This window comes from Shewanella sp. TB7-MNA-CIBAN-0143 (assembly GCF_040310065.1).
Taxonomy (GTDB): Bacteria; Pseudomonadota; Gammaproteobacteria; order Enterobacterales; family Shewanellaceae; genus Shewanella.
Map to the genome: position 1 here is coordinate 1 of NZ_JBEOPL010000037.1, position 21443 is coordinate 21443.

The window sequence follows — 21443 nt, forward strand, 5'->3', positions numbered from 1 at the left end:
GAGCTCTCATTGACCGCCCCCTCTATTTAATTATTGGATGATTTTAAGGGGTGACAACAATCCTGACACAGGGGGGAGCAACTGGCTAACACAAAGCGCAAGTTAGCAAAAAAAGAATCAAGGTTAATCATATTGGATGAAAATATTGCTCAAAGGGAAGGCATGCTGGCTCAGATTGAGGGAAGAGAGAGAAAAGTTGCCTCTATAATGTTTTCGATGCTGGAAGGGCTTGCGTCTAGAACTTTTTTCAGGGCTCAAAAGCAGCCTGAATTAACTAAGAAATTCTTTACTCCTATCGTCTACAAATTTACTGAATATCTGCCAGCTTTTTTACAACCCGCATTCCAGAGACTTGTCACCGTACTTGAGGATAAGGAATTAGTGAATAAATTGGCTGAAAACAATCATGATGAATTAAACAGGAAAGATGATGACTTATCAATGTAGATAAACTCCATCTCAGTTGTTCTAAATGAACAACAGCGTTTATGGTTTAAGCCAACTAAAAAGTCCGCCTTTGAGGTGGATTTTTTTACGTTTAAAGATAATCAAGACGGGTTATTTTTATGGTGAGGGATAACGGATTTTTATTGGTGGCAATTGAAATGTTTGATGGAGATGAGGATATGGATGAGTTCGAGAGATTGCGTGTTCAGTTGAGCAGATAGAGGAGTAGTAACGAGTTGGTTCTGTATAAAAATGATGTATGGGGGGATCACATTTGATTGATTTAATATTGATAATTTAGGGCTTCGCCACAAATATTGGTATGGTCAATTTGGGCTGTGCTTGTGCCCCACTTGGCACGAGCACTGCCAAATATGGCTCAGTTGCTGGTAAAACAAGCAAAACAAGAACAAAAATGACGGTCAGCACTGGACGAGGCCCGAGAAACTGTAAATATTTCACTACAGCAGAGAGCGAGCGGTTTTAGAGGCTAATATTTTTCGCTCTCTAGGAGAGTAAAAAACGTACAAAAAGTTGCTGTATTTAATTATTAGCTTTTTTATGCCCATAAAAATGCAATTAAGTGCGTACAGGAGCTAATTTTTACCCTAATCGGCTAATTTATCACACCGACAGTATTTTATTTGAGTATTGATAACAACAACGAAAAGCTTTCAAGATTAACCCATTTGTTTAATGGGATTACAGTGAAACCCGGTACGCAACTATCCCACTTTTGGTTCCCAAAAGATCGGATAGTTGCTACGGGCAAAGGGGTACCCCTTTGAACCCCAACAGCCAACTAAAGACAGTAGCATTCAATTAGTTGGAATGCTTCAATAACCCTAATCGGTTATGAGTAACAATTAGGTCTAATGAAGTGAAAAATAATCAATTTGATGATCCCTCTGTTTTACCCTGGTATCAAGACAACACTTCTTAGAGAAAGCATGAGCATGAGGCGATCAAATTTAATCATAACCAATAGTAAAACTGCAAAACCTAATGGTGAATCTCCTAAAACTCGATTATTGATAATGCTTCGATTTTCTCTTCGATTAGTGGTTAAAAAATAATTTCGAAAAGTTGATTTTATTATGTTGACAGAATGTAAAATTGAGCATATTTTCTTCGGATTCGAGTATCAGCAACTTTAAATTTGCAAATGGATTTCAATATATGCACAAAAGGATGTTTTCCCCTACATTAAGAAGATTGAACATAGGTTTAGTATTTTTTTATTTTGTAGGATTACCTTCTATTGCAGCTAATCAATCTGTATCGTTCGATGTATTAAACAACACCAGTTATGACGGCTGCGCTTATTCAGGTGAAGTCGCCATTTCTGTTGAGTATGATTTGGTTGAATCGAACGTTGGTCAGTTAATTGTTTCTGCTGTTAACTCAGGTCGGTCTTATGAGCTAACAAAGAAAGATGTTGAACACGGTCCGGGCAGTACTGTATTTGTCTTTGAGCTACAAGAGTGCATTGAACGTATCGATGTAGCCCTTACCCCCTTTTAAATTCCAATTATCAACCTTTATTATTACGTGAAAGTAAGGATGCCTCATGTCTCGCCATAAATTATTGCTTCCAATAATGCTCATTATTCTTGGAGTAAGTGCATCTTCGAGCGCCGAAGTTGTAGGGTTGTCTTCAAGTGAGTTTAGGGTTGATGAGAGTGGTGCCGCCACATACTCAGTACCCATTACTATACCTGAAGGGCGTGCAGGCGTAACGCCGCAAGTGTCGTTAAACTATTCAAGTAATAACCTTCAAGATGGCCCTGTAGGTATTGGTTGGAGTATTGGCGGTATTTCAGCCGTTTCGCGTTGTCCACAAACGCCAATTAATGACAATGCGATAACAGGTGTAAATTTTACCAGTAGTGATAGGTTTTGTCTTGATGGTCAACGATTGATATTGCTTGCGGGTACCTACGGTGCACCGTATTCAACTTACATTAAAGAAGTTGATGACTTCTCAATTGTTACTGCTATGGGCGGTAGCCAAGCTAATGGGCCTAGTTATTTTGAAGTTAAAACGAAAGCCGGTGAAACTTATTATTATGGTAATCCCGCTTTAACGGGTCTTGTCAGTACAAATCAAGCGGACGCATTTGTTGAACCAAGCAATAAGACTGGAATAGCTAAAACATGGGCTGTTAAAGTCATTAAAGATATCAAAGACAACTATATTCTGTTTAATTACAACAACAGTAAAGCGAATGGGACATTTTACATTGATAGCATTCAGTACTCAGCAAAATTGGGCGACAGTACAGCTTTCAATAAAGTTAAATTTGTTTACGAAGACTACGGTAAGGGTTTTTTAGGTTATCAAGCGGGGGCTATTGCAAAACATAACAAAATACTAAAGCGTATTGACTCATCGGTTGACGGTAGCAACTACCGCTCTTACTTTTTGAACTATGAGACCAGTAACTTTATAGAAGAACGCACCTTACTAACATCCGTTCAAGAATGTCCCGATAATGATACTAACTTCAGTAATTGCTTACCTAAAACAACGTTCGGTTGGCAACGCCCCAATCTATCTAGCAGTAGCATGCAATATCTATGTGAATCTGAGCCAGGTTCACCTGATTTTTGTCATGATGTACCTACATCTACTAATTTTAAGCCATTTGAGAACTTTACTACCGTTGCGAGTGGATCTGCTAACGTCAGTACATCTCAAATTTTTGACGTCAATGGTGATGGGTATCAAGATATTGTTTACGTCAGTGGTAGTTCGTGGGCAGTGAAGCTCGGCCCTTACTTTACTTCCACTAAAACGATGACATCTACTGGTACTTCAAAAAAGGAATATGCGCTTAATATTGATTATAACGGTGATGGTGTAAGAGATTTACTTGTTGCAAACTCAGCAACAACAAATTGGCATGCCCTATCATATCAAGCAAGCCAGAGTACATATCAAGTTTGCCCATCTGGAGAGCCTTGTGAGGAGCGTACTAGGCTATTGGATTATACTTTAAAAGATTTAGGTGTCGTTGCTACAGGACTTGAAAACGGTGCGCAAGTCATGGATGTCAATGGTGATGGTAATGAAGATATTGTTTTTCGAACGGGTAATACTGTTAAAGCCCATGTTAACAATGGCAATGGTACTTTTAGTGCAAATAAAACCCTCTATACCTTTGCGGATACTATTGCATCTGCTGAGTTAAATATGGGAGTACAATCTCAAACTGCTGATATGAAATCTGCCAGTGCCGTTGATATTAATGGCGATGGACGTTCAGACCTTGTAATGAAAGTCACGTCAACGATATCAGGTTGTTATGTTCGAGGCGTTTTCGATCGATTTGTAAACTCAGCAAATGAGTGTAGAAATGATTTAGGTGGCACCTGGACCAGCAGTACTTCAACAAAACATATGCTTTTTGTCGCATCAGGCACCATGGCAAATCCGGTCTTAACCTTACAGCAGACCCTTGGTAACTATGAAGACACTTTCCGTATAGCCGATTTAAATGGTGACGGCTTGAGTGATTTGTTATTTGTCAGTGGCGATAAATGGTGGTATCGACTCTCTAACGGTATTGAATTCTTAGCGTCTAGAGACGCGGGGTTAGCTACATCGAGTACTAAAAAATACCTTGATCAATTTGTCGACCTAAACAATGACGGCCGCGCGGACGTGTTACATGCAACTTCAACGTCTAATTGGGCTATTTTCTTCTCTCGCCCCACAGATTCTGGTGAATGGATTTCATTTGAGAGCCGTGGTTCTATGGCTTTTGACGCCAATGCTACGGTTCGTTTTGGTGATACGGATGGCGATGGTAAATTAAACCTACTGACTTCAACAGGCAGCAGTTGGAAAAAATACTATAACCGTAAAGGGGTTAAAGAGTTCGCCATCAATACCATTACCAATGGCTTTGGTGTTGCGACAACGGTAACCTACAAACCGATGACAGACTCATCTGTGTATGTGACAAACTTCTCAGATGCAGACACAACAACAGATACGTTCTCACCTCACTCAGGTATGCAACTCGTCAGTAAAGTAGAAACGCAAAGCAATATTGGTGTTAATGATAAAATATCGGTCAACTATAAATACGGTGGTTTTCTTATCCATAAAAAGGGCCGTGGTTCATTAGGCTTTCAGATGTTAAAAACCATCGATAACCAAACCCATGTAGTGACCGAAACCAAATACAGTCAAGAGCATGGTGAATTAACGTTTGCCCATGCAGGCATGCCTATTGAAACCATTCAAATGCTTGGCACTCAAATACTTTCAAGGGCGACTAACACGCTAGACGTCATCCAAACCGCTAATGGTGGTATTTCACCTTATATTGCATCTTCAGAAGAAGAAAGTTACATACTAGACAGCAATCTTAGCAGCATATTGTCAAGCGTAACACTCACGACCAATCAATATGATGGCTGGGGTAACTTACTTGAAAGTAACATTGAAATTTCTGATGAATACTCTAATGACGTACTCACTACCAACAATGTTAATACCTATGGTTCGGGTGACTGGGAACGATATGGCCGTTTAGCTTCTTCTGTTGTCACAAAAACACGAACAGGCGACCCTAAAACACATGTCCGAGAAACAACATTTGATTACTATTCAAATTTGATGTTGAAATCGAGCACATTATCACCTAACCAAGCAGCCACTAAACTAACAACCACTTATGGGTATGATGCTTGGGGACATAAAACCTCTGAAGCAGTAACGGGTTATAGCACAGCAACAGGCACAAATATTACTCGTAGTACGAGTAGTAATTATGGTGCTAAAGGGCGTTACCTGAGTTACACAGATGATGCGATGGGTTTTAGAGCCAGTTTTAAGTATAACAATGTTGATGCAGACTCTGTAACCGGTGTCATCACTTCAATAAAAACTACCGATGCCAATAATGTCGCGAAAATAGAATATTTTGATGATTTAGGCCGACTAAAAACCATTGACCATCCTGACGCAAAAACAACGACCGTTACTCAAGCTTTTTGCAGCAGCTGTTCTAGTAATGCCTATTACTACGTTAGAACAACGGTAACCGGAAATCCCACCCAGGAAGTGTATTTTGATAAATGGGGGCGCGAGGTTATCGCTCAAACCACAAGCTTTAGCGGTGGCTGGAACAAAGTCATCAAAGAGTACGATGAGCAAGGCCGAGAAAAAATGGTGTATGAGCCAAACTCAACTGACTTTACACTTTTTGAATACGATGAATTAAATCGACCTAATACCGTTACAAAGCCCAATGGCACAACAGTCACAAATGAGTTATTTGGCTTTGAAAGTCGAACCACTAATGAAGTCGGTATAACGACAAGCGCATATCAAAATGGTTTTGGTGAAACTGCTTATACTCAAGATGCTATCGGTAATACAGTGTCTTTTACTTATGATGCTCAAGGCAATGTTGTGACTACAGACACCTCTGGTGAAGGCAGTAATTACATTGTCACTGTTACATATGATGACTGGGGCAGAAAACTCTCCACCAACGACCCTTCAAAAGGCCTATGGAAGTACACCTATAATGCTTTTGGTGAGTTAATGACCCAGAAGACAGCAAGAGACCATACCTTTACGTTCACATATGATTTACTTGGCCGAAAAATAAAAAGCTATGAGCCATCAGAAGGTACGCTTTGTTGGAATTATGGTACAGCAACGGATAAAGGCAGACTGCTGTCTACCGAAAAATATGATGCCTTAAATGTTACATGTGCGACTGGTAGCCCAACGTATAAAAATAGTTTTACTTATTACCCAGATGGATTAGTTAAAACCACAACAACCTTAATAGATGGAAATACGTTCACGCAAAGTCAAACTTACGATAGTTACAGTCGCCCAAGTATTACTACATACCCTACTGGTACTGCGGCGTTTTCAGTTAAGAATAACTACACAACCTCTGGTTATCTATCTGAAGTACGTAATAATGTAACGAGTGCTTTATTAAAACGTGTTGACTCAATGACAGCACGAAATCAAGTCGACAAAGTCACTTACGGTAATAATGTATCGAGCACAGCGGTGTTTGAAAATGACACTGGCTGGTTATCAAGTATTGACGTTAAAAATGGTAGTGCTCAGCTTGCTTACACTGATGTCGTGCATGATGATATCGGCAACGTAACCAGTCGCTGGACTAAATTTGGTTCAATCCCTGGAAACATTACCGACTTTACAGAAACGTATGGTTATGACTATCTGACAAACCGTTTAGAAGATAGGACGATTAGTATTGCAACTGGCGATACTATTTTGCCAGCTCACTTTAAAACGTATCAAGATTTCAATTATGATGATTGGGGTAATATTAAATTTAAAACGGGCGTAGGCAATTACACCTACTATGCAACTAAACCGCACCAGCTTAATGAGGTCAAATCAGCCTCTGGAGCGCAATTATATAAGTTTTTTTACGATGCCAACGGCAATAGTAAAACTGATGGCACCCGCACTTTTACTTATGGCAGTTACGACAAGCCAACATTAATCACGAAAGCTGGCAGTAGTTCTACCATGAAATATGGGCCTGAGCGTGAGCTTATTTATAAATCTGATACGTATGTCGAAAATGGCAAAAATGTGACTTATCAGACAACCTATTTAGGTAATTATGAAAAGGTATATCGTACGGGTGGCGCAAGTACATTAACCGAGCATAAGTTTTATGTCGGCGATATTGTCTATACCCAACGAAGCAATGGTTCAACTGATACTTTTTATCTACACAAAGACCATCAAGGCTCGGTCATCGCCACAACCAATGGCAGTGGCGCAGTCGTCTCGCAAGCGATTTATGACCCATGGGGTAAACGTACCGCTGTGTATCTTCATAGTTCGTTGGCTAGTTTTACGACCAGCGAACCGACTGACAGAGGATATACAGGCCATAAGCACATCAAAGATTTAGATATTATTCATATGGGTGGGCGTATTTACGATTCAACCTTGGGTAGATTCTTACAAGCAGATCCTAATATTCAGGCGCCGTTGAATAGCCAAAGCTATAACAGATACGCCTATGTTTTGAATAATCCGATGTCGATGACCGATCCGAGTGGGTACTTTTTTAAGTGGTTAGGTAATCAAATAAAGAAATACTGGAAACCAATAGTAGCAGCTGTAGCCATATATTTTACTGCAGGAGCAGCAACTAGTTGGGTATCTACATGGGGCGCTACGTGGGGTACTGCTGCAACAGCAGCTACAGCGACCACAGCTGCTACAGCAGCAACATTGACCACTGCAGGTACAATGGCTGTTGGAGCTATGGCTGGAGCAGCCGGTGGATTTGTTGGCGGAGCTTTGATATCCGGCAGTCTTAAAGGTGCACTTCGAGGGGCAATATCTGGTTCAATTGCTGGCGCTGCAGCAGGTTTTATGGGTAGTTTTTTTGGGGATTCCCGTTTTGCTCGAGGTTTATCTAGTGGTACAAATGGTTTGATGGAAACTGGTGATGCTGAAGGATTTGCAAGAGGTTTTTTAGCTGGTCAGATAGACGTTGATTTAGGCCTTGATATATATCATACAAATCAGTTTGCAAATTTTGCAATAAATAGAGTTGCTGATTATGCTCAAGGATATATTATTGGAGGCTCTAAAATCGCACAAAAAAACTTGAATGCTGGCTTGATAAATGATGGCATTGGTCATGCGGTTGGCATATCTGCTTCTTACCACAATAAAGGGGAGTTTTTTGCACCAAAATTTAGGAATGGTATGTATTATTATGATAAGGGTGGACGTGACGCGATTACCATTGGGAATGTGATTACTGGACCGAATAGTTTATATCGTGGACAGAATATGATCTTAGATCAGCATGAGAGGAAACATTTTTACGAGCAAAAAGCGCTTGGACCATATTATCTATCACTTCAAGGGATTTCTGCGGGATTATTTTCATTAACTGGTAGGGCTTCAAAGCCTATATTCGATTGCACACCTTTTATTACCACAACTTATAGTGATTTGAGGATAAGTGGATGTTAAGGATTTTGATGTTTTCAACTATCTTAATGGCATTAAGTGGATGTCTGCCAACGGCCGATGTTGAAATTAGCTTCAATACTGACAAGTTAAATATTGAACAACAATATATGGCCCTATGCACTAATCTTAAAGCATTGGGCTTTGTTAGTGATAATTATGAACAAGAAGACGAAAGTGCTAATAAATGCTGGATGGTGGGCAGTTATTACATTGATATGAAGCGTGTTAGCAATGGATTGATAGGGCAATATGTTGAAGTTATGTTCAGGGAAGATGAACAGCAATCAAAGTTAACTTATTCTGAGGTAGGAGATTTTAAAATGACTGACATGGGAGTTGCCCAATTTGAAAAACTGAAGGTCATATTAACCGAGGTTGTAGGAAAGTATCGCATTAAATAAAGTACTTTAACATGGCCGTATGTACCCCTCCGGTGAGTCAAGATCATACTCTGCTCACCGAAGGCTTTTTGGCATTAGTTTTCTGTACAACATTCTCAGTCTTATCATTGCTTTTGATGCGACTTATTTACTGCTAGAAGCGGCTATACTGCCCTGATGTTTATAAAGACGGGGCTTAATAGTGAAATCTGAACCAATCATGCGTAATTACAATAATTAAGACACCCACAATTATTTCGTAACCAGCCGCTGGACTAAATTTGGTTCAATTCCTGGAAGCATTACCGACTTTACAGAAACGTATGGTTATGACTATCTGACAAACCGTTTAGAAGATCGCTCGATTAGTATTGCCACTGGTAGTGGTATCTTGCCAACAAATTTTAAAACGTATCAAGATTTCAATTATGATGACTGGGGTAATATTAAATTTAAAACGGGTGTGGGCAATTACACCTACTATGCAACTAAACCGCACCAGCTTAATGAGGTCAAATCAGCCTCTGGAGCGCAATTATATAAGTTTTTTTACGATGCCAACGGCAATAGTAAAACTGATGGCACCCGCACCTTTACTTATGGCAGTTACGACAAGCCAACATTAATCACGAAAGCTGGCAGTAGTTCTACCATGAAATATGGGTCTGAACGTGAACTCGTTTCAAAATCAGATTCGTATGTCGAAAATGGTAAAAATGTTACTTATCAGACAACTTATTTAGGTAATTATGAAAAGGTCTACCGTACTGGTGGCGCAGGTACATTAACCGAGCATAAGTTTTATGTTGGCGACATTGTTTATACCCAGCGAAGCAATGGTTCAACTGATACTTTTTATCTACACAAAGACCATCAAGGCTCGGTCATCGCCACAACCAATGGCAGTGGCGCAGTCGTCTCGCAAGCGATTTATGACCCATGGGGTAAACGTACCGCTGTGTATCTTCATAGTTCGTTGGCTAGTTTTACGACCAGCGAACCTACAGACAGAGGATATACAGGCCATAAGCACATCAAAGATTTAGATATTATTCATATGGGTGGGCGTATTTACGACTCAACCTTGGGTAGATTCTTACAAGCAGATCCTAATATTCAGGCGCCGTTGAATAGCCAAAGCTATAACAGATACGCCTATGTTTTGAATAATCCGATGTCGATGACCGATCCGAGTGGTTATTTCTTTAAGTCATTGTTTGGATTTGTGAAAAAGCATTGGAAAACGATTGTTCAAATTGGTATTACGGTGATGACTGCTGGAGCAGGATTAGCTTGGGCAATTGCAGGTGGTGCACTATCTGGTTACGTTGCAACTGGCTCTCTAAAGGGGGCATTAGTTGGAGCATTCAGTGGCGCAATTTTTTTTGGGGCTGGTGATATAATCGCCAATAACGGAATATCAAATATACTTGCTAAAGGCGCTATACGAGGTATAGCTGGGGGAATTAGCAGTGTATTATCTGGTGGAAAATTTGGGCATGGTTTTGCCGCTGCTGGTGTAACTAGCATGGCTGGAGGTAAAATCGACGCAGTTTTCAAAAATACAGTTGCGAGAGTTGTTTCCGCTGCAATAGTAGGTGGTACTGTGAGTCAACTTACGGGAGGGAAATTTGCTAATGGTGCTATGACCGCTGCATTTATGAAAGCCTATAATGATGCTAATCACCCTAGTCAAAGTGAATCACCTAGCGATCCATACGCTCCTTTGGCCAAATGGTTTAGAGATATTGCTGATGGTGCAACAGCATTTAGAGGAAGTATTGAAAATAGCTTGTCAGAAATAAGAACTTCATTGTCCACATCTGCTGATGCAGTGGCTTCTTATATGAAAAATGATATGTCTGCAGGAACAACATTTAAAGGTTCGTTCGGTAAAGGTTTTTCTGCAAATTCTTCATTTAAACTCAATGGTGATACTTCAGTATCTATTGCTGATGAAACAGGTCTAATGCTAAAAGGAGGGGGGTTTGGCTCAGCTCCCTTATATCAACAAGGTAATATAAATGGTATGTATCAGCAATTCGAAGCTTGTTTTCAAGTATGTATTAATACTCAATGGGACTATCAAGGTAATTGGAATGTAAATGCACAAGCAGTTTATCCACTCGCCGTAGGTGCAGCCTTAAGTACAGGTTATACAACAAGCGGCCAAAATGTTGCAAATTATTTAATGAATGGTGGTTAGTATGTTGTTATTTATAATATTCACAACGAGTGCAATTTATTTTGCTGTAGGTTATCACCAAGGATTAAGAATATTAATCGAAGAGAGCCAAGCAAGTAAAATAGACATTTTTGGAAGATACTATAGTAGTCATTTGGGGTTATATAGTGACTTTAACTTTATGAGTGATGTTTTCTCTGGAGAGAAAATAGACGAAGAGCAGAACATTAAAATCAAAATCGTTCTTGTACAATTAAGACGAAAATTGAGATGGCAAATTCTATTTGGATTGTTGGCCTTCTTTTCAGTTGTTGTTCAGGGTGCTTTAAATTAAAGAGGCGAGATTGCTGATAAATAACATGGCCATATAAGACGCTCCCGGTGAGTCAATATTATACTCTGCTCACCAAAGGCTTTTTGCCCTAGTTTTCTGTACAACATTCTCACTCTTATCGTTGCTTTTGATGTGCTCATTTACCGCTAGAAGCGGTTGTACAGACCTGATTTTTTAAAAGACATGGGCTTTACAGCCAAGCTGCGCCCCAAATGAAATCAGTTCATAATTATTGACTTTTTTCAACGTCAGGAATAAAGTCAATCTTAGTTAGCAATTGCAGAATTTGAAGATGTAAAAATCTGCAACCAAATGAATTTAAACGACTATTTTAACTATTTAATTAGAGAGTATGGGTTCAAATCCCTATCCCTCCGCCACATTCAATAAAAAGGCCCGCTATTTATAGCGGGCCTTTTTATTTGGCGAAAGATAGGGCTCTGAACCCCGGGTCCCTCTTTATTAAAAGCAAGCTATCCCTCTTCTAGATTCAAGACCAAATGCCAAACCGACAAATATAAGGCCTATTTATTTGGGCGTAAGATAGGATTTTGAGCCCAAAGGCTCCTCTTTATTAAAAGTAAGCTATCCATCCTCAATAACAATTTTGAGTTTTATCTGCATTAACTGAATACTGTGAGCATTTAGACCGAAAACGACGACAAGGCACCACAAATTACCAGCGCAGGCTGTGCGCTTAAGTATCCCCTCCAAAAAACACAACACATCCTCATATTTGATTGCTATCAAGTTTCTCAGCTGTGCTGAATTCCGTAGGTGACCGGTAAGCTACTAATTCAAAACTAGTTTTTGTATGTGTCGATTGAAGTTGATGAATTGAGTACATCGAGCAGAGCTGTCGCCAAAGCAATGGAAATGAGCTATGTTACTTGTTCAGATGATGGGTGGCACAGTTTTTTTCTACCGTTTAGGTCTTGGATATAGTGTAAAAAATTGAAGCTCTAATCTCATTTTGTTTTTCGTTTTATTAATATTTTTTTCGCTCATTAACTAAGTGATTTGCTTTGATACTTAATCAAGCTTACCTTATATTAAAGAATATCTGTTCGTTAAAACTGTTTTAGTATTGAAGTTAAAAAACAGTAATAAGTAGACTTTTGTGATTGATTAAAAGGCAAAAAGTTCTTATTTACAAAAGCTGATTAATCCATAACTTTTTATCCCAAACAGTATAAAGGCCATGCACAAGAATACGATAAGCCAAGAGGTTAATGAGTTAGTTTTAGATGCGACTAATGTTGGCGTCTGGGATTGGCGTGTTGAAAATGATGGTCTTGTTTGTAATGAACGTTGGGCTGAGATTATAGGATATACCTTATCGGAGTTAATGCCTGTTGATTACCAAACTTGGCTAGATGTATTGCACCCAGATGATTTGCCTAGGGCAATTAAAAATTATGATTACCATTGTCAAGGCCAAAGCGAACTTTGTGAGTTAGAAGTTCGTATGAAACACAAAAGCGGTCATTATGTTTGGGTATTGTCTACAGGCAAAGCTATTTCATGGGATGTTGAAGGTAAACCGACACGAATGATTGGCATGCACCAAGAAATAACCTTTCGTAAGCGGCAGGAAGAACTACTTGCAACCACAACCGAGTTATTGAGAGAATCTCAAGAGATAGGTAAGCTAGGTGGCTGGCAACTCAACTTGCATAACGGTGACTTGATTTGGACAGATGAAACTTACCGAATTTATGAAACAACTCCGCAAGAATATATTCCTACCGTTGAAATGGGGGTAAGTTATTTATTACCCGATTCCAAAAAATTATTCCAAGAAGCGCTTGATGCTGCTATTCAACTTGGCGACGAGTACGACTTAGAGCTTGAAACTTATACCACCAAAGGACGAAAGATTGACGTTAGAACTACTTGTCATATCACGTATGTCGATGGTGTTGCTGAAAAATTAAGTGGTATATTTCAAGATATTACCGACGCAAAAAATAATCAACGCAAACTTGAAAAAAGTAATCAGGTATTAAAAGAAGTAAATGAGAAGTTAAAGTTTGCAGCCAACTATGATCCACTAACACATTTGCCAAACAGAAATTTGTTAGCTGATCGAATGCAGCAAGCGCTTATCAAAGCGCAGCGTAATAGCAAACAAATAGCTATAGCCTTCCTAGACTTGGATGGCTTTAAAGAGGTAAATGATGCTTACGGTCATGATATAGGAGATGAGTTTCTTTGCCTTGTTGCAAATAGGTTTAAAACTGCAATACGAGAGGATGATACTCTTGCCAGGTTTGGTGGCGATGAGTTTGTTTTGATTCTTGATGATTTAGACTGTCATCATCAAGCAACAGAAATATTACAGCGAATACTTTCTTCAATTACAGAAATATTTATTATTGAAAATAAGCGCCTTTCTATAACTGTGAGTATTGGCGTGACATTTTTCCCACAGGATAATAGTTACCCAGACATACTTATTCGTCATGCTGATCAGGCTATGTATAGGGCTAAAGAGCAGGGAAAGAATTGCATTCATGAATTTGACTTTGAAAATGATGTAGCGATAAAACTCCAGTATCGAGAGTTAGAATACATAAGCAATGGATTTAATAACAATGAGTTTTTGTTATTCTACCAACCCAAAATTAATATGGAAACTAATGATATTATAGGTTTAGAGGCCCTTATTCGTTGGCAACATCCGACAGAAGGTCTTTTGTCACCCTTTCGCTTTTTGCCCTACATTGAAGAAGAGCCTCTAGCAATTGAGTTAGGTAAATGGGTAATTGACCAGGCAATAAAGCAGCATAATGAATGGCGACGCTTAGGAATAGTTATACCTATCAGTGTCAATGTCAGTCCATTACAACTTCAGCATGAAGATTTCATTAAACAATTAAATGAAATCTTATTTCTCAACACGAGTTTTCAAGCGGGTCAGCTTGAATTTGAAATTTTAGAATCCAGTATTATTAAAGATACTCAGCACATCGCTGAGGTTATTAGTCAATGTAAACAGTTAGGGATACGTTTTTCGTTAGATGATTTTGGTACGGGGTTTTCATCTTTAAGCTATTTGAGAAAGTTAAAGACTGATGTTATAAAAATAGATCAATCTTTTGTCATTGACATGTTAGATGATATGGATGATCAAGCCATTGTAAAAAGTGTCATTGAATTATCGAAGACCTTCGGTCGTTCTGTGATAGCAGAGGGGGTTGAAACCCAAGAGCATGGTCGGCAATTACTCAAAATGGGATGTCAATTAGCACAAGGTTTCGGTATAGCAAGGCCAATGCCAGCAAGCTCAATCCCTGAGTGGATTAATTTATGGAATACGTCTCCTCCTTGGATTTGTAAATGAGCTTTATGAGTTAGTCTTTAGTGTGTGTTGATCTTTGTGTGAAAATCATATGAAAGCTATTTTTCAACAACTGTAACCGTCATCTGCGCTTATAAAGCAGTAGGTTATCGATCTTATGTGTTCACCTAAAGTCATGTACGAGATAATAATATCACCTCTATTTAGGTGGCCAAAATAACTATGCCACTTGTATCTCTACACTAACGCAAGTGGGTATTATTAAGGTCTCGATATAAGGCTTTTATCGCATCTCTTAACCATTTTATTTTTGGATTTTGATTGTTTCGTTTATGCCAAATCATGGTGAAGGGAATCATCAATTTATCTTGTAATGCTTTATCTACCGGAATAGGTAAACACACTAAATCTGTGTGTATATTACGACAGTAGTGCTGACAATATTGTGGTGCAGTGGTAATCATGTTGTGACCAGACTGAGCTGTCATAAACAAAGATTGTTCGAACGTGGCCATGGTTAATTCAATATTACGGCTTAAGCCCATTTCTATTAATACTTCATCTAATGCCCAGGTTTCAGACTTTTCCCATGTGATGTTAATTTGTGGATATTTTACAAAAGTATCAATATTCCAATCTTCTTTTAAGGCTGGGTGATCTTTATGTAAATACACTAAGGGGAGGTCGGTAAATAATACTTCGTAATTGATAAAGTAAGGTAAAAGTTTAATCGATTCTTTTGATCTTGGGTGGCTCTCTCGGCCAGTAAAACCAATGTCAACTTCTCCTCGAATAATAGCTTCAATTGAATCATAGTCCCAGTTATGAACTTTGACTTTAGCGTCTGGATACTGCTGAAATATTTGCTGTGTAAGCTGATTAAACATCGTCAGCAGCAATGGCGATTCCATCGCAAGATTAAAGCGCACACCGTTAGGGATCTCATCGCCGCGTTTGGCGAGTATTTGACTGCTGACTTGTAACCAGTCAGCAAGCTCTTGTTCCATACTGATGGCGAGTGACGTTGGGCTAAATCCATGAGGTGTTTTTATAAACAAAGGGTCGTCAAACCATTCTCGTAACTTGCTGAGAGATTTGCTCACCGTTGACGGCGTCACGTTCAGTTTTTTTGCTGTTTTAGTGACGCTTAATTCTTGTAGTAACAATTGCAGAGTGATCAGCAAGTTTAGATCAAGGCGTGCTAATGATTTCTTCATTGGAAATACTCGGCAGTGGTGAGGGAATGAATACTATTAAAACAGCGCTGATAACGCCACCCATTAACAATATTAATATCAGCATATTCAATGCACTTATACCAAGCAAGCCTAATAGCCAAATATACAAAGCTGAACTGCAAATTTGAGCCACTCCGAGCATAGAACTGGCGACACCCGCTCGATAACGATAGGGGCTAAGCGCTTGGCTCATTACCACACCAAACCCAATTGAAAATCCTGCACAGATAAGACTAAGACCAAATAGACTGATAAATTGGCTATCGGCACTGAGTTGAGTCTGCCCGAGGATGATTGCGGCAGACACAAATAATAATTGAGATACCAGCATCAAGCTACGTTGCTTGATATATGTCAACGCCAATGGCATAGCAAATGAGGTGAGCATACTAACAAGTGCCGTTAATGCCATCGCAATTGAATACTCGCCGCGACTAAAGCCCATGATATTCATGATCAACATTGGCGATACATTTACAAACGTAAGAATTGCTGTAACGGCAATGGCACTAATGATTAGTCGGCTTAAAAAGAATCGTTGGTAAAAGGATTCTGCCGCAGTTGTGGATTGGGTTGTTGATTGAGTTGTTGATTGAGTGAAGGGGTGGGCTATCGATGGATCAGTTGTTTCGACTGTTGTTACATTAGCTCGTGATGATTGGCGTGTAGTATTGGTTTCTTTTAAAACAAATACTGACATTAAACACACCACTCCACCCATGGCTGCCATAGTAATAAACAGACTTGGCCATGGAAGGCTAAGCATGATCAAATGACCAATCACCGGGGCGATAACGGGCATGATGCAGGTAATTCCATTGACCATAGATAATACTTTTGCTCTGCGTTTATCGTCCAGCTTGTCACGTAAAATAGCAAACGCGACCACGTAACAACTGCCAGCGCCAATACCTTGAATAAAGCGGACGATTAAAAAAGATTGGCTGTTTTCTACTGTACTGCCCATGAACGAAGCTAATGTAAAAATAATAGCGCCAGTAATTGCTATGGGTCGTCTGCCGATAACGTCTGATAATTTACCGGCAAATACCATCGTTGTGGCCATACCCGCTAAATACACAGAAAAAGCGATATGGAGTTGTGACTCACTTGCACCTAAGTCTTTGGCGATTTGTGGTAAACCAACTAAATAAAGGTCAATTGCAGTGGGATAAAGCAGAACCAGCGCGAAGCTACACAGTATAAATCTAGTCATAAAACCCTCACTTAATGTTGCAAGGATAATAGATTGAAAGGTTTGTAGGTACGAGTTGCCATTTTGACAACAGGTATTTCTATTTACGACATCTCATTGATTAATTTGAATCTACTCACGTTGATTACATCAGCAGAAATGTCTTGATAAAAATGAGCTGCAGAGCATCGCTAAGCGTATTGAGTTCGCAGACTTCAGAGCTTTATTCAATCGAGCTCGCGGTTTTTATACGCTCACTCTTTAGATTAGGCCGTAAAAAAGGTTTGCTGAAATTATTGAAACGATGCTCCGGTCTTTATTCATCATGGAGTCAGAAAACTGTTGAGCATCAACTATACTATTACCATTAATGATTGAAGTTGATTTTTAGTTATCACCTTAAAAATCAAAGTGTCAATTGTCGAAAGCCGTTGTCTTTAGCGCTTGTTATTCATGTTTTTAATTTTACTGACTCAATTTTACGCTTCAAATTTTACCGAAAAGTACCAATACACTTAATTACACAAAAGGTCTTAACAATGAGAATAATAAGCCGTCTTTACTTTGGCTTTGCAAGTTTACTGGTCATTATGGTTGGTATAACCTTGTTTGGTTTACTCAAAATAAGTATCGCAGACAATAATTTAACCAAATTGTCAGAGCAGACAGCAGTTGAACAGCGCCAAGCGATTAATTTCAGAGGCAGTGTGCATGATCGAGCCATTTCAATTCGAGATGCCGTATTAGTCAATAATGCTTCACTGTCACAACAGCATCAAAATGATATTAATCGTCTTAAACAGTTTTATCTCACAGCTGCAAAAACACTTAATACTATGTATGCCAACGTGCAGCACAGCAATAAAGAGTTAAGCTTACTGCAAGCGATTAAAGACATTGAAGTGACCACGTTAGCGGCTACTGAAACCTTGTTGCAGATGGTTAATTCGAGCCGTAATGATGCTGCGACAGAGCACCTATTAGTGGTAGTTTCACCTTTATATAGCGAATGGCTAAAAAGAATTAATAAGTTAATTGATTATCAAGAAGCGCAGATTCAACAACAAGTTTCAGCAGCGCGTGAGCAAACAACCAGTTTTCAGTCGGTGATGCTCGTTGTAACCGCCATTGCACTATTTATTGGGTGTATGGTGGCGTTAACTTCTGTTAAGCGCTTAAAAAATATTATTGGCGGCGAGCCGGAATATGCAGCCAGTGTGATCCAACAAATCGCTTCAGGTGATCTCACGGTAAAATTAACCGTTAATTCTTCTCAGAGTATATTAAGTGCAGTGCAGGATTTAACCGTTAACCTGACCGACATAACCCAAAATTCCATGTTGGCCGCAAATAAGTTACTTGCGGCGTCTAAAGATTTATACCAAACGGCAAAGCAAAACGAACACCTCATTAATAATCAAAAATTAGCGACCGATAATGGTGCTGCAGCGATCACCCAGATGTCGAGTACCGTTTCAGAAGTCGCAAACCATACCAGCGAAGCTGCGCTACTATCACAAACGGCCACAAATGAGTTTAATGCAGGTCAGATTGAAGTGACTAAAACACAGACTGATATTGATGCGTTAGCCGTTAAAGTAAGTGAAGCGGCACAGATCATTGATTTACTGTCACAAGACAGTAAAGAAATTGGATCTGTGTTAGATGTGATTCAAGGTATTGCTGAACAAACTAATTTGTTGGCCTTAAATGCGGCCATTGAAGCTGCACGTGCAGGTGAACAAGGCCGAGGTTTTGCCGTTGTTGCTGATGAAGTGCGTAATCTTGCTCAGCGTACACAAGAATCAACAAGACAAATCCAAGCTGTAATTGAAAGCATGCGCGCCAGTTCTGTTAAAGCTGTGACTGTTATGAACGAAGGTCAAGAGCAGGCCAATAGTAGTGTTCAACAAGCTAAAAACGCTGGAGAATCATTACAGGCTATCAATATATCGGTAATTAAAATAAGCGATATGAATATCCAAATTGCCACAGCCGCAGAGCAGCAGTCTGTGGTTGCTGCGGATATAAATCAAAACTTTATTCAAATTACTCATTCAGCATTATTGGCTCAGCAAGAAGCCGGTAAAATTACCGCGGCCAGTTATCAACTTGAAGAGCTTGCTAAAAGCTTAGAGTTAAATGTAAAGCAGTTTAAGACCGAAATATAGTTATTCGTTCTGTGAAAGGGTTACAGATTAACGCTGACAAATCACTCGTGGTTATTTGTCAGCGTTAATTTAATCAATTTTGAGTTTAGTTAACTTTTGGCTTTATCAATTTTAGGTTTAATCAACTTTTGGCTTTATCAATATGGCTTAAGCACAGGCTGATTTTATTTCTATCTCAACCTTACCAATAACCAAGTACTTTCCACCACAGTCCGCCGACAACACCCCAAATGGTTAAATTGACAACACTCATAATAATGCCCATTACCCACCAGTCTTCCATTGATACGTAACCGGAGCCAAAGATAATCGGTGAGGTGCCAGTGGCATAATGCGTGAGCGACATCATTAAAGATGATGCGCCTGCAAGGAGTAAACCTAGGTATAAAGGTGGGGCACCTAATGCGATGCCAGCGGCGAAGAATGCTGCAAACATGGCGGTAATGTGCGCAGTGGTGCTGGCAAAAAAGTAGTGTGCATAAAAGTAAACCACCACCAATATGATCACTGAAATCATCCAGCTGACACCAATTTGGGCGATATTGGTTTCAACCACACCAGAAAACCAATCGACTAATCCCAACTTATTTAAGAACGTTGCCATCATGACTAATGCTGAAAACCACACCACGGTATCCCAAGCGGCTTTTTCTTTAAGCACATCTTCCCAACTCAGTACCCCGCTAATTAACAAAATGGATAAGCCTAAAAATGCGACTGCAGTGGTATCAACCGCAAAATCCGCCCCTAATATCATGGCAGGTACTCCTGCCCATAAGATCAGTAATAGCGAGAACACACTCACCATGATTTTTTCTGCGTATGACATAGGGCCCATGTCAGCCAACTTTGACTTAGCATAAGCTGTTGCGTCTGGCGTGCGCTTTATTTCTGGGGGGTAAACCGCATAGATAACCAGTGGCATTAGCGCAATACAAAGCAAACCTGGCAATAATGCTGCCAGTGCCCATGTGCCCCAAGTAATACTGGTATCTGCACCTGTGGCATCAGCAATCAATTTGACTATTAATGGGTTAGGTGCAGTCGCGGTAATGAACATTGCCGAGGTAATGGGGTTGGTATGATAATTCACTAAGGCAAGATAATGGCCTATTTTGCGTGATGTTCCTTCTTCTGGAGACGAGCCCAAACTCGCTGCAATTGACTTCATTATAGGGTGAATAATTCCGCCGCCTCGTGCCGTATTACTGGGTGTGACAGGTGCAATGACCAGCTCTGATAACGCTAACGCATAGCCAATACCAATGGTTTTTCGCCCAAAAAAAGCAATAAAGTAATAGCCAATACGGTTCCCTAAACCTGTTTTAGCTAATCCGCGTGAGATGATAATCGCAATACCAATTAACCAAATCAGTGAGTTTGAAAATCCACTTAAGGCATCCTTAATGGCATCAGCTGGCTTGTCATTGGTTACGCCTGTTAATGCAACGAGTGTAATGGCTAATATGGCAATAGCCCCAATAGGCATCGCTTTACCAATAATTGCGACAATAGTACCAATAAACAAAGCCAATAAATGCCAGGCATTGGCCGACACACCTTCCGGTGAGGGGACGATGAACCAAAGAAATATAATTATCGCAATTGAAATCAGACCTGGAACAATTCGGATGTCGGTAGTTTTCATTGCAGTATCCTTAGGTTTGAGAATACACCTTTAGCAATGACAATAAATGTCGTTATCATTTGGTCAATTGTTAAAGCGGATCGGAGCAGTAACTTGATACTAAGTCTTTGTGATATTTAAATTTGTGAAGTTATTCTCATTGTTGATATGTGTCATATTAGTGTTCCACTCAATTGTTTATTGACTCGCTGGCTGTGTTGATTGACGTGACTAATTGGCTAGAAAAACAATATATGATTACACCGATAATGCTATTTTTATCGAATTTGGCGATTGGAGGGCTTTTTAACCTCATTAACATTGGTATATACAAAACTGCTGGTTATTCATAATTTCTGCGTAGTTTCTACACATTTCATTGTTAAGCTTTATCTTATATTTACACCTATGAGATATGACATGAATTCTTCACCTTTAAGTTTGCTTACTCTTGCCATCACCTTAGCATTAACCTTGGGGTTAACCTTGGGGTTAACCTTGGGGTTAACCTTGGGGTTAACCTTGGGGTTAACCTTGGGGTTAAC

11 protein-coding genes are annotated in these 21443 nt (G+C 39.6%); 8 read left to right on the forward strand and 3 right to left on the reverse strand.

The window, feature by feature from the left end; translation table 11 throughout:
• Positions 1-132 precede the first annotated feature (132 nt).
• From AAEY97_RS20610 to AAEY97_RS20640, 7 genes are all read left to right on the forward strand, one after another.
• Positions 133-447, forward strand: a complete 315-nt coding sequence (locus AAEY97_RS20610; RefSeq protein ID WP_351001166.1) for a hypothetical protein — start codon at positions 133-135, stop codon at positions 445-447.
• 1179 nt (positions 448-1626) lie between these two features.
• Positions 1627-1971, forward strand: coding sequence for a hypothetical protein (locus AAEY97_RS20615; RefSeq protein WP_192116042.1), 345 nt, complete (start codon positions 1627-1629; stop codon positions 1969-1971).
• Between the two features lie 46 nt (positions 1972-2017).
• On the forward strand, positions 2018-8464 hold the full coding sequence (locus AAEY97_RS20620) for an FG-GAP-like repeat-containing protein (RefSeq protein WP_192116041.1): 6447 nt from the start codon (positions 2018-2020) through the stop codon (positions 8462-8464).
• Positions 8465-8472: 8 nt separating this feature from the next.
• Positions 8473-8865 carry a hypothetical protein gene (locus tag AAEY97_RS20625; protein ID WP_192116040.1) on the forward strand — a complete coding sequence of 131 codons (393 nt, stop codon included), beginning with the start codon at positions 8473-8475 and terminating at the stop codon, positions 8863-8865.
• A gap of 370 nt (positions 8866-9235) precedes the next feature.
• The gene (locus AAEY97_RS20630) at positions 9236-11050 is read left to right on the forward strand and encodes an RHS repeat domain-containing protein (RefSeq protein WP_192116039.1); all 1815 of its coding nucleotides are present in this window, start codon (positions 9236-9238) and stop codon (positions 11048-11050) included.
• 1 nt (position 11051) lies between these two features.
• Entirely contained in the window at positions 11052-11363 is a 312-nt protein-coding gene (locus tag AAEY97_RS20635) for a hypothetical protein (protein WP_192116038.1), read from the forward strand.
• 1201 nt (positions 11364-12564) lie between these two features.
• Positions 12565-14709 carry a putative bifunctional diguanylate cyclase/phosphodiesterase gene (locus tag AAEY97_RS20640; protein ID WP_351001173.1) on the forward strand — a complete coding sequence of 715 codons (2145 nt, stop codon included), beginning with the start codon at positions 12565-12567 and terminating at the stop codon, positions 14707-14709.
• 200 nt (positions 14710-14909) lie between these two features.
• On the opposite strand, the gene yidZ is transcribed toward AAEY97_RS20640, so the two are convergent.
• Positions 14910-15884: an HTH-type transcriptional regulator YidZ gene (yidZ, locus tag AAEY97_RS20645; protein ID WP_162023522.1), complete on the reverse strand. Its 975-nt coding sequence runs from the start codon at positions 15882-15884 to the stop codon at positions 14910-14912.
• Complete coding sequence (locus AAEY97_RS20650) at positions 15859-17121, reverse strand: MFS transporter (RefSeq protein ID WP_351001176.1); 1263 nt, start codon at positions 17119-17121, stop codon at positions 15859-15861. The genes yidZ and AAEY97_RS20650 overlap by 26 nt, the downstream gene beginning before the upstream one ends.
• A 518-nt stretch (positions 17122-17639) precedes the next feature.
• On the opposite strand from AAEY97_RS20650, the gene AAEY97_RS20655 reads away from it, so the two are divergent.
• Entirely contained in the window at positions 17640-19271 is a 1632-nt protein-coding gene (locus AAEY97_RS20655) for a methyl-accepting chemotaxis protein (RefSeq protein ID WP_351001179.1), read from the forward strand.
• Positions 19272-19452: 181 nt separating this feature from the next.
• Here AAEY97_RS20655 and AAEY97_RS20660 read toward each other — a convergent pair whose 3' ends face one another.
• On the reverse strand, positions 19453-20919 hold the full coding sequence (locus AAEY97_RS20660; RefSeq protein WP_351001182.1) for a DASS family sodium-coupled anion symporter: 1467 nt from the start codon (positions 20917-20919) through the stop codon (positions 19453-19455).
• Between the last annotated feature and the right edge of the window lie 524 nt (positions 20920-21443).

Coding starts and splice junctions, on each gene's coding strand:
- AAEY97_RS20650 (WP_351001176.1), bottom strand. CDS start 17,121: ATGACTAGATTTATACTGTGTAGCTTCGCGCTGGTTCTGCTTTATCCC.
- AAEY97_RS20615 (WP_192116042.1), top strand. CDS start 1,627: ATGCACAAAAGGATGTTTTCCCCTACATTAAGAAGATTGAACATAGGT.
- AAEY97_RS20655 (WP_351001179.1), top strand. CDS start 17,640: ATGAGAATAATAAGCCGTCTTTACTTTGGCTTTGCAAGTTTACTGGTC.
- AAEY97_RS20640 (WP_351001173.1), top strand. CDS start 12,565: ATGCACAAGAATACGATAAGCCAAGAGGTTAATGAGTTAGTTTTAGAT.
- yidZ (WP_162023522.1), bottom strand. CDS start 15,884: ATGAAGAAATCATTAGCACGCCTTGATCTAAACTTGCTGATCACTCTG.
- AAEY97_RS20625 (WP_192116040.1), top strand. CDS start 8,473: ATGTTTTCAACTATCTTAATGGCATTAAGTGGATGTCTGCCAACGGCC.
- AAEY97_RS20635 (WP_192116038.1), top strand. CDS start 11,052: ATGTTGTTATTTATAATATTCACAACGAGTGCAATTTATTTTGCTGTA.
- AAEY97_RS20660 (WP_351001182.1), bottom strand. CDS start 20,919: ATGAAAACTACCGACATCCGAATTGTTCCAGGTCTGATTTCAATTGCG.
- AAEY97_RS20620 (WP_192116041.1), top strand. CDS start 2,018: ATGTCTCGCCATAAATTATTGCTTCCAATAATGCTCATTATTCTTGGA.